Origin of the sequence: Sphaerisporangium aureirubrum (genome assembly GCF_042658925.1) — a bacterium.
Classification (GTDB): domain Bacteria; phylum Actinomycetota; class Actinomycetes; order Streptosporangiales; family Streptosporangiaceae; genus Sphaerisporangium; species Sphaerisporangium aureirubrum.
In genome coordinates, this window is sequence record NZ_JBHSRF010000006.1 from 41,999 (window position 1) to 56,613 (window position 14,615).

The following is a 14,615-nucleotide window of genomic DNA, read 5'->3' on the forward strand; positions in this document are numbered from 1 at the left end:
GGGTCGCCGCCGATCCTGCGTGACCCCCCGGCCGCCCCGAGGATCATGCCGCAGGTCCGAAGAGATAGTCTTACCGGCCGTGTTCGGTGTATGGCGCCGCGTGATACGACATGTGAGTCGAATCGTCTTGAGATGGGACTCGTTCCATGCGTGCGAAGCTCCGATTAGCCGTCGCGGCTCTCCCTCTCGCCCTGCTGCTGGTTCTCACCGGCGCTCCGGCATCGAACGCCCAGGCGGCCGGCTCACTCGTGGTCACGGCTTGGGACTGCGACCCGGGCGGCAGCCTCATGTGGTGCGCGATCACCCTGGAAGGCGGCACCACCCCGTACACCTATGCGTGGTACAAGGACGGCGTCTACAAGCCGCAGTTCACCGGCCATGTTCTGCGACTCGGCTGCACTCCCGGCCGCCTCGTGCGCATCGACGTGGTGGTCACCGACGCGACCGGGCAACAGGTCTCAGCGTGGGCCGTCTGCACATGCATGCGGGACTGGCAGTGACGTCGCCGTCCCGGCACGCTGCGGGCGGCGGGTAAGGCCGAAGTCGTCGGCCGCGAGGCTTTTATGGAAGGTGCTCCACGCGGCGGGGGCGAATATGAGTGCGGGACCTGTGAGGTTCTTGCTGTCCCGTATGCCGACGCGTCCGTGTGACAGGGCTGCGATTTCGACGCAGTCGCCGCCGTTGGGAGCGCAGGACTTCGCACGCATCCGTCGTGGGGGGTGCCGCTTGCGGGCGGTCGGGGTTGCGCGGGGTTGGGTGGGCTGTGGTGGCCAAGCTTGTGAGCGACAAAGGGTGGGCCCCTACCGCCCAGCGCGAGTAGGGGGTTCAGGTCGTTTACGGCCGAGACGACGGACCGAAGGTCCTGCCGAGGGGGCATCGCGTTCGTGCGGGTCAGCTGGGTAAGCGCCCAGGATGGCCCGCCGGTACGCGTGGTCGCGCCTACATGGTTATGACGACACGCGGGGCGGGTGCGGTGGGAGAGGGGGGGAAGCTGAGAAAATCCGGTACTGTGACGGCCCTTTTCGATCAGCTGCGGGCGGGCCCGCGGAGCGTTCTCAACCGGATCCCCTTCTCGGGGGGAACGGGGGACGACGACGAGACGCGTCGTCCGCTACCGGTGTCGGGCATGCTCGCCGCCGCCTGGACACTCGGCGTCGGGCTGGCCGTCCTCACCACGCTCACACTGATCGGGTGGATCGCGGCACCGAGAGGGGCCTTCGGGCAAGGGGTCGCCGAGGTGTTCCGGGCGGCGTGCCAGGTGTGGCTGGCCGCCCACCACGCGGGGTTCGCGATCCCCGGCGGACGCGTCGGGCTGCTCCCGCTCGGGCTGTCGGTGCTGCCCGCCGCCCTGCTGTACCGCGCCGCGCTGTGGATGGCCAGGGACGCGGACCTGCGGCTGCGGATGCCCGCCCGGCTGCCCAAGGGCAGCACCAAGGACCTGGCCAACGCGCGCAGGCGCGCCCAGTTGGTGCTCATCGCCCAGGCCGGGGTCTCGCTGGCCGCGCCGTACGCCATGCTCGCCGGGGTGATCGCCCTGGTCGCGCGGAACGAGCTGACCCAGCCGTTCATGGGGGAGGCGCTGCTCAGCCACCTGGTGCTGGCGTTCGCAGCCGGGTCGCTGGCCACCGCGCGGACCATCGGGCCGTGGCGCTCCATGCTGCGGCTGCTGCCCGAACGGCCTCGCGCGCTGGTGGCCGGGACGGCCGTGGCGCTGCTCACGATGCTGGGGGCCGGGCTGGTGCTTGTGGTCGTGGCCCTCGGCACGAGCTTCGGGCAGGTGCGCGAGCTGTCGGACTTCCTGGCGCCCGGCGTGATCGGCGGGGTGCTGCTGCTGCTCGTGCAGGCGCTGTACCTCCCCAACCTGGTGATCTGGGGGCTGGCCTATCTCAGCGGGCCCGGGTTCGCGATCGGCACCGGGACGCTGGTGGCGCCCACCGGGGTGCAGCTCGGCTCGGTGCCGGCGCTGCCGGTGCTGGGGGCGTTGCCCGATCCCGGGGTCACGTCGCCGCTGCTGATGTCGGTGCTCGCGGTGCCGTTCGTCGCGGGGGCGATCGCCGGGGTCGTGGTGGCGCGGGTCGCGCCCACGCCGCAGTTCGAGTCGGCGCCGCTGTGGGGGTTCGGGTGCGGGCTGGCCACCGGGCTGGCGTCCGGGCTGCTCGCCGCCCTGGCCGGAGGGCCTTTGGGGGGCGCGCGGTTGTCGGCGGTCGGGCCGTCCGCGTGGGAGGTGGCGCTGTCGGTCACGCTCGAAGTGGGGGTGGCGGCCGGGATATCCGCCGGTCTGGCCAACTGGTGGTCGATGTTCCACGGCGCGCGGTCGGCGCCCGCTCCCGTCCGGATGGCCGACGAGGTGATCGCCAAGGTCACCGGCAAGATCAAGCCCTCCGCCGGCCTTCCCGGCCACTGGATGAACGCCACCGAGGCCGACACCCAGCCCATCCCCGCCATCCGCGACGACTGGAGCGACGAGCACACCCCGTTCGACCCCACCCCCGTGGTGCCCCGCCCCGCCGGACCGCTCGCCACCGCGCCGCCCCACGAGGCCGGCGACCCCGAGGCCCGGCGCGACATCGTGGACGAGACGGACGACCGCGGCGGTCACGTCATCTACGTCGACCCGTACGCCTGGGACCGCGACTCCTGACCGCCCGGCGGGCCACGTACGACGTTCGCAGCCCGCTGCACAGGGTCGGCGTTGCCCAGGGGTCAGAGGTGGGCGCGGAGGCCGTGGCCGCTGGGGGAGGGCTCCAGGAGGATTTGGTCGGGGAAGCACCAGGCCCAGTCCTCGCCGGGCTCGAAACTCTCGGCGATGGGGTGGGTGGTGGCGTGGAAGTGGGCGGTGGCGTGGCGGTTGGGGGAGGAGTCACAGCAGCCCACGTGGCCGCAGGTCAGGCAGGTGCGCAGGTGGACCCAGCGGGAACCCATGGCCAGGCAGTCCTCGCAGCCGGCTTCCGTGCTCGGATCCACGTCGTTCACGAGGGGCAGGTGGGAACAAGAGGTCACGACTACTCCTAAAGGCACTGGGAGCCGGATGGCGTCGGTAGGGGGAGGAGTCTGAGGCTACAGAGATTTCAAGTACGGGAGGGGGCGGGGATGTTCCCTCGGCGCGGCGTCACGGGGGGAAGGGCAGGCGGAGGGTGCCCTGCGGGATGAAGGAGAGCTTGCTCTCCATGGCCCTCTCCAGATGGGACACGCACGCCTGCTGCGCGGTGGTGGTCCCCGCGCCCTTCATGCACTCGTTGTACGCGGTCAGCTCGCCGCTGAAGTACGTCTGGAACCAGGTCACCGAGGCCGCGAGCACGATCGAGAAGGCGGCCACCAGGGCCCCGAGGACCGGCATGAGGACCGACGACCGCTTGCGGGACAGCGTGCGCCACGCCCGGAAGCAGACGATCACGGCGAAGACGCCGAGGGCCAGCCCGAGCACCGGGACGATCAAGGTGAGCGCCAGAGCGCCGATCGAGAGCAGCAGCGCGCGGCGCCCGATCTCGACTCCCGAAGTCTCGGCGGGTGGTAGCACCCTGGCCTCCTCTGCGTCATGGAGCGGGAGGGCCGATACGCTGACAGCCTTACGTCAACGTCGCCCTGAAGGAGTGCAGCCCTGTCGGCTCGGCTCGTGGTCCTCGTCTCCGGTTCGGGGACCAACCTACAGGCCCTCATCGACGCCGCCGCCGATGGCGCATACGGTGCGAGCATCGTCGCGGTGGGGGCCGATCGAGAAGGCATCGAAGGGCTGGCCCGGGCGGAACGCGAAGGCATCCCGTCCTTCGTGGTCAAGCTGTCCGGCCATCCCACCCGGGCGGCCTGGGACACGGCCCTGCGGGACGCCATCGCCGTCCACCGGCCCGATCTGGTGGTCTCGGCCGGATTCATGAAGATCCTCGGCCACGAGGTGCTCGCCGCGTTCCCCGTCGTCAACACCCACCCGGCCCTGCTGCCGTCTTTCCCGGGCGCGCACGCGGTCGCCGAGGCCATCGCGTACGGCGTCCGGGTGACCGGCTGCACCGTCCATCTGGTGGACGCGGGGGTGGACACCGGCCCGGTCATCGCCCAGGAGGCGGTGACCGTGGAGGATGGTGACGACGAGAGCACGCTGCACGAGCGGATCAAGACCGTGGAACGCCGCCTGCTGGTCGAGGTCGTCGGCCGCATGGCGCGGGACGGCTGGAGCGTGACCGGCCGCCGGGTCCGTCTCGGCGGCGACCCCTTGGCAGAGCCACTACGTCCGGGCCGTCCGGAAACAGGGAGGAGCACCAAGTGACCCGCATCGCCATCCGGCGCGCGCTGATCACGGTTTACGACAAGTCCGGGCTGGAGGAGCTGGTCCGGGCCCTCGACTCCGCGGGCGTCGAGATCGTGTCCACGGGCGGCACGGCCTCGAAGATCGCGTCCTTCGGGGTGCCGGTGACGCCGGTCGAGTCGCTGACCGGCTTCCCCGAGTGCCTGGGCGGCCGGGTCAAGACCCTGCACCCCCGGGTGCACGCGGGCCTGCTGGCCGACCTCGGCAACCCCTCCCACGTCAAGCAGCTGGAGGAGCTGGAGATCGAGCCGTTCCAGCTCGTCGTGGTCAACCTGTATCCGTTCCAGGAGACCGTGGCGTCCGGCGCCTCGCCCGAGGAGTGCGTCGAGCAGATCGACATCGGCGGCCCCGCGATGATCCGCGCGGCGGCCAAGAACCACGGCAGCGTGGCCGTGGTGACCGACCCCCGCCGGTACGGCGACGTGCTGGCCGCGGTCGAGGCCGGCGGCTTCACCGAGCCCGAGCGCCGTCGTCTCGCCGCCGTCGCCTACGCCCAGACCGCCGCGTACGACACCGTGGTGGCCTCGTGGTTCGCCAACGTCTACGCTCCCGAGGCCGACAGCGCCTGGCCGAGCTTCATGGGCGCCACCTGGCGCCGCAGCGCCGTGCTGCGGTACGGCGAGAACCCCCACCAGGGCGCCGCGCTGTACTCCGCCGGCACCGAGGGCCTGGCCGGCGCCGAGCAGCTGCACGGCAAGGAGATGTCCTACAACAACTACGTGGACGCCGACGCCGCCTGGCGCGCCGCGTGGGACTTCGCCGAGCCCGCCGTCGCGATCATCAAGCACGCCAACCCCTGCGGCCTGGCCGTGGGCGCCGACGTCGCCGAAGCGCACCGCAAGGCCCACGCCTGCGACCCGGTGTCGGCGTACGGCGGGGTGATCGCGGTGAACGGCGAGGTGACCGCCGAGCTGGCCGAGCAGATCGCCCCCATCTTCACCGAGGTGGTGGTGGCGCCGTCCTTCACCCCCGAGGCCCTGGACGTGCTGACCGCCAAGAAGAACCTGCGCCTGCTGCGCTGCCCCGTCGCCCCGTCCAACCCGGCCGAGTTCCGGCGCATCGACGGCGGCCTGCTGGTGCAGAGCGTGGACCGGGTGAACGCCCCCGGCGACGACCCGTCCGCCTGGGAGCTCAAGACCGGAACCCCCGCCTCACCCGAGGTACTGGCCGACCTGGCGTTCGCCTGGCGCGCCTGCCGCTCGGTGAAGTCCAACGCCATCCTGCTGGCCGCCGACGGCGCCACCGTCGGCGTAGGCATGGGCCAGGTCAACCGCGTCGACTCCGCCCGCCTGGCCGTGACCAGAGCCGGCGACCGAGCCGCCGGCTCCGTGGCCGCCTCGGACGCGTTCTTCCCCTTCGCCGACGGCCTGGAGGTCCTCATCGAGGCCGGCGTGAAGGCAGTAGTGGAACCCGGCGGCTCCGTCCGAGACGAAGAGGTAATCGCCGCCGCCACCAAGGCAGGCATAACCCTGTACTTCACCGGCACCCGCCACTTCTTCCACTGACGATCCCGGCGAACCTGGCGAGCCTGGTGAACCCGGCGAGCGCGGTGAACTCGGCGAGCGCGGCGAGCGCGGCGAGCGCGGTGAACCCGGCGACCGCGAGCGTGGTGATTACCGCAAGCCCGGTGATCACCACGAAAGCCGGTGATCTTTGGCGACCCCCCGCCGACCGCCGGTGATCTCTGGCGGTCGCGGGTGATCGTCGGCGGTCATCGGCGCCGTCTGACGGCCGCCGCGTCCTGTGGCGCGGTGGCATGGGATGATGGCGAGCTGTGAGCGCGCAGATTCTCGACGGTAAGGCGACCGCCGCCAAGATCAAGGCCGATCTGGCGCAGCGGGTCGCGCGGCTGAGCACCCAGGGGGTCACGCCGGGCCTCGGCACGATCCTCGTCGGCGACGACCCCGGAAGCCAGATCTACGTCGCGGGCAAGCACCGCGACTGCGCCGAGGTGGGCATCGCCTCGATCCGCAGGGACCTGCCGGAGGCCGCCACCCAGGCCGAGGTCGAGGCCGCGATTGACGAGCTCAACGCCGACCCCGCCTGCACCGGCTACATCGTGCAGCTGCCGCTGCCCCGCCACCTCGACACCCAGGCGCTGATCGAGCGCATGGACCCCGCCAAGGACGCCGACGGCCTGCACCCGATCAACCTCGGCCGCCTCGTCCACATGGTCGACGCCCCCCTGCCGTGCACGCCGCGCGGCATCGTGGTCCTCCTCCAGGAGTACGGCGTCCCGATCAAGGGCGCCGACGTCACCGTGATCGGCCGCGGCATCACCGTAGGCCGCCCCCTGGGCCTGCTGCTGACCCGCCGCACCGAGAACGCCACGGTCACCCTCTGCCACACCGGCACCCACGACCTCCCCTCCCGCGTCCGCGAGGCCGACATCGTGGTAGCCGCCGCCGGCGTCCCCGGCCTGATCACCGCCTCCATGGTCAAGCCCGGCGCCGCCGTCCTAGACGTAGGCGTCTCCCGAGTGGACGGCAAACTGGCAGGCGACGTAGCCCCCGACGTCCGCGCCGTAGCAGGCTTCGTAGCCCCCAACCCCGGCGGCGTAGGCCCCATGACCCGCGCCATGCTCCTAACCAACGTCGTAGAAGCCGCCGAACACCTCTCCCGCTAACCCCCTCACAAGCCCACCTCACAAGTCGGCTCGCCCCACGCGGATGGTTGGCCGGGGACGATCGTCGTCTGGGGCGTGAATGAACGGAAACCCCCTCGCGCTGGGATGTAGTGGCCCACCCGTTGTCGTCCACGAGCCTGGCCGTCACCACCCACCCAACCCCGCGAGTCCTCCGACCGCCCATGAGCGGCACCCCGTGACAGCGGGTGCGGAGGTCTCCATGACACCCTCGATTCCCCACCGCACGATGGTGCCGGATTTCGCCCCCACATCCCACTAACCACCCCTCACCCCCGCCCCCAACCGCCCCCACCGTCGTCCGCCGACGCCTCTCCTACCCGGCGCCGCGACGGCGGGAAGTGGTACGGCGAATCCGGCGCCGTTTTGCGGCGGCCAACCGGCCAATCGGGAACGGCGGAACAGGATGGTCGATTCGGCCCACCTGGATGGTTGGCCGGGGACGATCGTCGTTCTGGGTGTGAATGAACGCAAACCCCTAGTCGCGTTGGGGTGTAGTGGCCCACCCGTTGTCGTCCACGAGCCTGGCCATCACCACCCACCCAACCCCGCGAGTCCTCCGACCGCCCATGAGCGGCACCCCGTGACAGCGGGTGCGGAGGTCTCCATGACACCCTCGGTCCCCCCCGCGCGACGGCGCCGGTTCAAACGCTCTCTCTGGAGAGCTGGGGACAGGGCGCGCCGGGGCAGGCCGCGCCTCGGCCCGGCAAGACCGCCCTGACGGACGGCGTCCCAAGGGATCGCCCCCTCACGGAACGGCTCTTACCGAACGGTTCTCACCGAATGGTCGTCGGTTGATCGCCGTAGGATGGCGCCGTATTCGCCGTACCCCGTCTCGCCGTCGCGGCGCCGGTTTGAACGTTCCCCTTGGGGGCGGGGCGCGTGTCGGTTCGGCGAGACTGCCCTGACGGACGGCGTCCCACGGGATGCGCCCTCACGGAACGGCCCTCACGGAACGGCCCCCACGGAACGGCCCCCACGGAACGGCCCCCACGGAACGGCCCCCACGGAACGGTTCTCACGGAACGGTTCTCACCGAATGGTCGTCGGTTGATCGCCGTAGGATGGCGCCGTATTCGCCGTACCCCGTCTCGCCGTCGCGGCGCCGGTTTGAACGTTCCCCTTGGGGGCGGGGCGCGTGTCGGTTCGGCGAGACTGCCCTGACGGACGGCGTCCCACGGGATGCGCCCTCACGGAACGGCCCTCACGGAACGGCCCCCACGGAACGGCCCCCACGGAACGGTTCTCACCGAATGGTCGTCGGTTGATCGCCGTAGGATGGCGCCGTATTCGCCGTACCCCGTCTCGCCGTCGCGGCGCCGGTTTGAACGTTCCCCTTGGGGGCGGGGCGCGTGTCGGTTCGGCGAGACTGCCCTGACGGACGGCGTTCCAAGGGGCCGCGCCCTCACAGAACGGTTCTTACCGAACGGTTCTCACCGAACGGTGCACACTGAACGGCCCTCACTGAGTGGTTCTCACCGAATAGCACCTGCACAGTCATAGGAAGTGGGTGTGCCCTGCCGTCATGGAGACGTCCGTAGGCACTGTCATGGAGATTTCCGGCGCTCGCCGCTGCGGGGGTGCCGCTTCGTGCGGTGGGTGGATGGTGATGGCCAGGTTTGTGGGCGACAAGGGGTGGGTCACTTCGCCTCGGCGCAACTAGGGGTTTCCCTTCATTCGTGTCCGAGACGACGGTCGTCGCCGGCCACCCACCCACGCGGAACCGACCTACTGGGAGAGATGCGGGTATCGGGCTGACCGTCGGTGAGCACCAATCGGTGAGGCGTACGACGGCGCTGGTTCGCTGCATCAGTTCCGCCGTGTCGGGCGCCGGTTTGAACGATTCCTCCGGCTGGGTGAGCGCCGGTACGGGGAGACCGCAGGCGCTCTGGAACGGGTGCTCCCTGAGGAGGAGAGCGCTGGTTTGCGGGGGGCGGGTCTGGAACGGGTGCTCTCTCGGAAGGGGGAGCGATCGTTTTGCGTGGTGGAGGTGCGGGGGCTGGAACGGGGTGGTCTCTCAAAAGGGGAGTGCCTGTTTTGTGGTGGTGAACCGATGGTGGGGGGCGTACGTCGTGGAGGGTGGGGTTGGAGGGTTATCCATAGTTTGGGACATACGTTGACCTGCTATGGATGTGGATTTTTCCGTACTTATACGGATGTCACTACGGATGTTCAACGGCTGATCGCGGACCTAGCGTCGCGGCAGGGCGGTGATGACCCGCCCGCTTCGTGAGGAGTGCCGCGAACGTGACCTTTCCCCACTTCCCGCCGTAAGCAGTCGCTGAGGCCATGGCCGTTGATCCCGCCATGGGAGGACGTCTCCGCCGGTCGTAAAAGACCGGCGTGCATCGCTCGATTTCTCTCATCACCCCCCTACTCCCAATCAGGTCGGCCGCCGAGCCCTGACCAGGCGGTACGGCCGCCGCTGCCCGCACACCCTGGCGTGGCGCGGCAATGGGAGGCAGAGAAAGGACAAACACGCCCATGAGGCGCAGAGCTCTGCTCACGGTGACCGCCGCCGTGGCGATGATCGCCGTGGTGGCCCCCGCCACTCCGGCGGCGGCCAAGCCCCCGCCCGGCAGCCAGGACAAGGTCCAGGCCCTCGCCGACCCCGCACAGCGCGCCACCTCCGCGGCCGACCAGGCCGTCGCGAGTGGTGTGGACAACCTGCGTGTGGGCCTCAGCGAGACCTACAAGCGCACCGGCGTGACCGCCGGCGCCGGTGGCCTCTACTACGTCACCTATGACCGCACGTACAAGGGCCTGCCCATGGTGGGCGGCGACGCGGTCGTGGTCGCGGACGCCAGCGGACGCGTGCGCGACACCACGGCGGCGGCCCCGGCCACCCTCGTGAGCCTGTCGACCACCCCGGCGATCACCGCCGAGGCGGCCACCGCGACCGCCAAGACCAAGCTGGCGCGGGCCGACGACAGCTCCGCGCCCCGCCTGGTGGTGCTGGCCTGGGGTGCGAAGCCGCGCCTGGCCTGGGAGGCCGTGGTCTCCGGCGTCGCCGACGGCAAGCCCAGCATCCAGCACGTCTTCGTCGACGCCAGGACCGGCGAGGTCGCCGACTCCTACGACGACGTGCGCGCGGGCACCGGCAGCGGCTACTACAACGGCTCCGTCACCATCAGCACGTCCGGCTCGGGCAGCTCCTTCTCCATGGCCGACTCCACCCGCAGCGGCCTGCGCTGTGGCGGCCAGAACGGCTCGACCTACACCGGCACCGACGACGCCTGGGGCAACGGCGGGGGCACCAACCTCGAGACCGCCTGCGTCGACGCGCTGTACGCCGTGCAGAAGGAATGGGACATGCTCGGCGCATGGCTCGGCCGCAACGGCATCAACGGCAGCGGCGGCGGCTACCCCGCCCGCGTCGGCCTGAACGACGTCAACGCCTACTGGAACGGCAGCTACACCAACTTCGGCCACTCGCAGGACAACGCGCGCCAGGCCACCCCGATCGACGTCGTCGCGCACGAGTTCGGTCACGCCATCTTCCAGACCACCCCCGGTGGCGCCGGTTCCGGCAACGAGAACGGCGGCATGAACGAGTCCACCGGCGACATCTTCGGCGCGCTCACCGAGGCGTACACCAACAACCCGAACGACCCGCCGGACTACCAGGTCGGTGAAGAGGTCGATCTGGTCGGCGACGGCCCGATCCGGTACATGTACCAGCCGAGCCTCGCCGGCGACCCCAACTGCTGGTCCTCGTCGATCCCGAGCACCGAGGTGCACGCCGCGGCCGGTCCGCTGAACCACTGGTTCTACCTGCTCGCCGAGGGTTCGGCGCCGGGTGGCGGCAAGCCCAACAGCCCGATCTGCTCCGGCGGACCGGCGTCGGTGACCGGCCTCGGCATCCAGAAGGCCGGCCGGATCTTCATGGGCGCCCTCCAGCGCAAGACCTCGTCCTGGCGGTACGCCAACGCCCGTCTCGCCTCGCTGCAGGCGGCGGTCGAGCTGTACGGCGCGGCCAGCGTCGAGTGCTCCACCACCAAGGCCGCCTGGAACGCGATCAGCGTTCCGGTGCAGTCGGGCGAGCCGACCTGTAGCTCCTCCAGCAACGACTTCTCCATCGCGCTGAGCCCGACCGCCGGCACGGTGACGGCGGGTGCCTCGGCCACCTCCACGGTCTCGACCGCGACCACCGCGGGCAGCGCGCAGACCGTCACCTTCAGCGCCTCCGGCCTGCCGGCCACCGCGACCGCGAGCTTCAGCCCGGCCTCGGTGACCTCGGGCTCCTCCTCCACCCTGACCATCGCCACGACGGCGTCCACGCCGCCGGGCACGTACCCCATCACGGTCACGGGCACCGGGGCGGTCGTCCACACCGCGACGTACACGCTGACCGTCTCGGGCACCTCGGGTGGCCGGACGTTCCGCAACGACACCAACTACAACATCAACGACCTGTCGACCATCAACAGCCCGATCACCTCGACCGCCAGCGGCAACGCGGTGTCGCCGGTGACCGTGGTCGTGACGGCCTCGCACACCTGCGCCGAGGACCTCCGGATCCGGCTGCGCGGCCCGAACGGCACGTACTACACGCTGGACACCTCCGGCGGTTCGAGCTGCACGTCCTACGGCACCAGGACCTACACGGCGAGCGTGAGCCAGGTGGCCGCGGGCACGTGGACCCTGGAGATCCGGGACGACTACTTCATCGACACCGGGTTCCTCGACTGGTGGACCATCACCGTCTGATCGCCACCTGATCGCCGACGGTGAGAAACGACCCCCGGGATCCGCCGGTCCCGGGGGTTCACCGTTGTCCTGGGCAGGTCCCGGAACCGTGCGAGGGCGGGTCCGGGACCGTACGGCGATCACGAAGGGAACGGTCAGGCGGGCGGTGCCACCTCGGTCCGCGACCGCACCCCGAGCTTGCGCAGCACGGTCGCCACGTGGCTCTCCACCGTCCGGGTGGACAGGAACAGCACGTCGGCGATCTCCCGGTTGGTACGGCCGAGCGCGACCAGCCGGGCCACCTCCCGCTCCCGCTGCGACAACACGCTGACGTTCCGCCGCCGGCCTTTCGGTAGCTGGAACCCCACCCCGATGTCCCGCAGCGCCCGCCGGCACCGGGCCGCGTCATGGGTCGCGCCGAGCCGGGCGAACCGTTCGGCCAGCTCGGTGAAGCCCGCCGCGGCGCTCCCGTCCCCGAGCGCGAGCCGGGCCCGCGCCTCGCCCTCCCCGGCCCGCGCCGCCGCGTACGGCTCGGGCAGCCCCGCGTACGTCTCCCTGGCCCTGGCGAAATGGCCGACGGCGTCGGCGTGCCGCTGCTCGGCGGCGGCGAGCGCCCCCCGGGCGGTGTCCAGCGCGGCGTGCGCGGTGGGGGCCATCCGGTCGGCGATCCCTTCGGCGTACTCGCCGACCAGCGCGGCCGCGGGCTTCATCCGCCCGGCCCACGCCAGCGCGGTGACCGCGGACGGGATCAGATGGGACCCCCACACCCAGACACCCTTGCGGCGCACCCGCGCCACCGCCCGCTGCGCCTCGGCGACGGCGGGGTCCAGGGCGCCGCGCGCCAGGTGCAGGTCGATCATCCCCCCGGCCGCCGCCGCGACGATCGGGACGTACCGGGCGTCCGGCGCGTCCAGCCCGGCGGCCTGGAACCATCGGTACGCCTCGTCCCACTCGCCGGTCGCCAGTGCGAGCGATCCCAGCACCAGCCAGATGTCCACCGCGATCAGCGGTGTCTCGGTGGCCAGCTCGCCGAGGGACGCCGCCCGGTCGCGCAGCCCGTCCCACCGGCCGGTCAGCCAGTCCCGGCGGATCGTCGAGGAGGCCAGCAGGAACGCGGGGTACTGCGCCCCGGTCTCGGTGGCGAGGCGCCGCCCCTCCATGGCGAACTTCTCCGCCGAGGCGTGCAGCCCGAGGGTGGTGGCCGCGTCGTGCAGGTTGGAGTACGCCCGGGCGACCTCCCTGCGCACGGCGGTGCGCGGGTCGGCCACCGGCAGCGTGGCGGCCACCGCGAACGCGTCCGGCGAGCCGATCATCATCTCCAGGGACGCCCGGTTGGCCCGGACCGCGGCGGCCAGCGCCGGGTCGTCGGCGGTGGCGACCAGCGACTCGGCGCGGGCCATCCATTCCTGGTGCATGGACAGCGGGTCGGTGCCCCAGCCGGGCATGGCGAGGCTGGCCCAGCCGCGGGCGGCCAGCGTCGGCCGGTCGCTCAGCTCGGCGAGCGCGGCCAGGATCTCCGACCGTCCGGCGGCGGTGTCGCCCGCCTGGTTGGACAGCACGACGCCGAGGTTGAGCCGTACCTCGCCGCGGGCGCCGGGGGACAGGAAGTCGTCGCGCAGCACGTGCCGCAGCAATCGCACCACCCGCTGGTGGGACAGGCCGGTGGCGGCGAAGCGGCTCAGCATCAGGGCGAGCGGCCCCCGGTGGGTGGCCGGCAGGTCGGCGTCCTCCAGCATGCCCTCGACGACCTCGATGGCGAGGGCCGTGTCGCCGAGCGTCGCGGCCCGCTGCGCGGCGGCGGTGCCGTGCCGCAGCCAGGCGGCGGTGTCCCCGGCGCGCCGGGCGTGGAAGGCGAGTTGCACCAGCGGCGGCGAGTCCATCGCCTCCAGCGCGATCATCGCGCGGTCGTGCGCGGAACGGCGGTCGGGGCCGGGGATGGCGTCGTACACCGCCTTCTGGGCCAGGATGTGCCGGAAGCCGTACCGCCCGTCGGCCTGCTCGTGCAGCACCCCGGCGCGCAGTGCCTCGCCGAGCCCCGCCGGGTCGCCGCCGACGGCGGTGATGAGCTGCTCGCCCGCCGGGACCCGCAACACCGCCATGGCCTGCACCGCGCCCACCGCCGCGGGGGACAGGCCCGCCATGCGCTCGGCCATCGCCTCACGCAGCAGCAGCGGCACCCCGGCCCGGTCCAGCGCGTCCGGCCCCTCGGCGTCCGGCAGGGACCGCAGCACCTCCTCGACCACGAACGGGATGCCCGCCGTGCGCTCGTGCAGCCGGCTGACGAACGAGGACGGCAGGTCGGAGCGATCCAGGAGCGCCCCGGCGAGGCTCCCCACGTCCCCGGCGTCCAGCGGCGCCAGCGGCACCACCACGTAGGTGGTGTCCGGCTGGTGCAGGTAGGCACGCCCGAGCGGCGACCGCGCCGCCCCGTGAGTCTCCCGCCGGTACGTGGCGACCACCGCCAGCCCCTCCGGCGGCCGTCCCGTCAGGAACCGCAGCAGGTCCCGCGTCCCGTCGTCGGCCCAGTGCAGGTCCTCGATGACGAGCACCGCGGGCCCGACCGACGCCAGCAGCGCCCGGATCGCCCGGAACACCCGGTGCCGTTCGGCCCGCGGATCGTCCAGCGGCTCCGGCGACGGCGGCAAGGCGTGCGCGATCTCCGGCAGATGCCCTCGCAACGCCCCCGTGACCGGATTCAGCTCCCGTGTCGGCGGCAACCGCCCCTCGACATCCCGCAACGCCTCGAAAACCGGCCCATAAGGAAACGGCTCACGAATCGGATGGCAGTACCCGAGCAACACGCCCCGGTCCCCGGACGGAAGCCTCCCCAGCGCCGCCCGGACCAGTCGCGTCTTCCCGATCCCCGCTTCCCCCTCCACCAGCACCACCGCCGGCGGTCGCGTCACCGCTTCGATCAATGTCCGTAACTCAGCAGCCCGTCCGACCAATGCTGGCGAGGGCACACTCATCCACAGCTCCAAAGGA

General features: G+C 71.6%; 11 protein-coding genes. 6 read left to right on the forward strand and 5 right to left on the reverse strand.

Annotated features, from left to right (window positions below):
- The first annotated feature begins 146 nt into the window (after positions 1-146).
- On the forward strand, positions 147-500 hold the full coding sequence (locus ACFP1K_RS06045) for a hypothetical protein (protein ID WP_380747784.1): 354 nt from the start codon (positions 147-149) through the stop codon (positions 498-500).
- Here the strand turns inward: ACFP1K_RS06045 and ACFP1K_RS06050 are convergent.
- Positions 459-707: a DUF397 domain-containing protein gene (locus tag ACFP1K_RS06050; RefSeq protein ID WP_380747786.1), complete on the reverse strand. Its 249-nt coding sequence runs from the start codon at positions 705-707 to the stop codon at positions 459-461. The two genes, ACFP1K_RS06045 and ACFP1K_RS06050, sit on opposite strands and share 42 nt — an antisense overlap.
- Before the next feature lie 302 nt (positions 708-1,009).
- Between ACFP1K_RS06050 and ACFP1K_RS06055 the strand changes: the two genes are divergently transcribed.
- On the forward strand, positions 1,010-2,641 hold the full coding sequence (locus tag ACFP1K_RS06055; protein WP_380747788.1) for a cell division protein PerM: 1,632 nt from the start codon (positions 1,010-1,012) through the stop codon (positions 2,639-2,641).
- A 62-nt stretch (positions 2,642-2,703) separates the two neighbouring features.
- Here the strand turns inward: ACFP1K_RS06055 and ACFP1K_RS06060 are convergent, their stop codons facing one another.
- Both ACFP1K_RS06060 and ACFP1K_RS06065 read right to left on the reverse strand, forming a co-directional pair.
- Positions 2,704-3,000 carry a UBP-type zinc finger domain-containing protein gene (locus tag ACFP1K_RS06060; protein ID WP_380747790.1) on the reverse strand — a complete coding sequence of 99 codons (297 nt, stop codon included), beginning with the start codon at positions 2,998-3,000 and terminating at the stop codon, positions 2,704-2,706.
- A gap of 109 nt (positions 3,001-3,109) precedes the next feature.
- Positions 3,110-3,517, reverse strand: a complete 408-nt coding sequence (locus tag ACFP1K_RS06065; RefSeq protein WP_380747792.1) for a hypothetical protein — start codon at positions 3,515-3,517, stop codon at positions 3,110-3,112.
- A gap of 81 nt (positions 3,518-3,598) precedes the next feature.
- On the opposite strand from ACFP1K_RS06065, the gene purN reads away from it, so the two are divergent.
- Together purN and purH are read left to right on the forward strand one after the other, a co-directional pair.
- The gene (purN, locus tag ACFP1K_RS06070) at positions 3,599-4,258 is read left to right on the forward strand and encodes a phosphoribosylglycinamide formyltransferase (protein ID WP_380748101.1); all 660 of its coding nucleotides are present in this window, start codon (positions 3,599-3,601) and stop codon (positions 4,256-4,258) included.
- On the forward strand, positions 4,255-5,802 hold the full coding sequence (gene purH, locus ACFP1K_RS06075; protein WP_380747794.1) for a bifunctional phosphoribosylaminoimidazolecarboxamide formyltransferase/IMP cyclohydrolase: 1,548 nt from the start codon (positions 4,255-4,257) through the stop codon (positions 5,800-5,802). Before purN ends, purH begins: the two co-directional genes overlap by 4 nt.
- On the opposite strand, the gene ACFP1K_RS06080 is transcribed toward purH, so the two are convergent.
- A complete protein-coding gene (locus tag ACFP1K_RS06080; protein ID WP_380747796.1) occupies positions 5,774-5,935 on the reverse strand; it encodes a hypothetical protein in 162 nt (53 codons plus the stop codon). The two genes, purH and ACFP1K_RS06080, sit on opposite strands and share 29 nt — an antisense overlap.
- Before the next feature lie 136 nt (positions 5,936-6,071).
- Between ACFP1K_RS06080 and ACFP1K_RS06085 the strand changes: the two genes are divergently transcribed.
- The gene (locus ACFP1K_RS06085; RefSeq protein ID WP_380747798.1) at positions 6,072-6,923 is read left to right on the forward strand and encodes a bifunctional methylenetetrahydrofolate dehydrogenase/methenyltetrahydrofolate cyclohydrolase; all 852 of its coding nucleotides are present in this window, start codon (positions 6,072-6,074) and stop codon (positions 6,921-6,923) included.
- A 2,502-nt stretch (positions 6,924-9,425) separates the two neighbouring features.
- Positions 9,426-11,651: a M4 family metallopeptidase gene (locus tag ACFP1K_RS06090; protein ID WP_380747800.1), complete on the forward strand. Its 2,226-nt coding sequence runs from the start codon at positions 9,426-9,428 to the stop codon at positions 11,649-11,651.
- Positions 11,652-11,785: 134 nt separating this feature from the next.
- Here the strand turns inward: ACFP1K_RS06090 and ACFP1K_RS06095 are convergent, their stop codons facing one another.
- Positions 11,786-14,599 (reverse strand): helix-turn-helix transcriptional regulator, encoded by a 2,814-nt coding sequence (locus ACFP1K_RS06095; RefSeq protein ID WP_380747802.1) that lies wholly within the window; start codon positions 14,597-14,599, stop codon positions 11,786-11,788.
- Between the last annotated feature and the right edge of the window lie 16 nt (positions 14,600-14,615).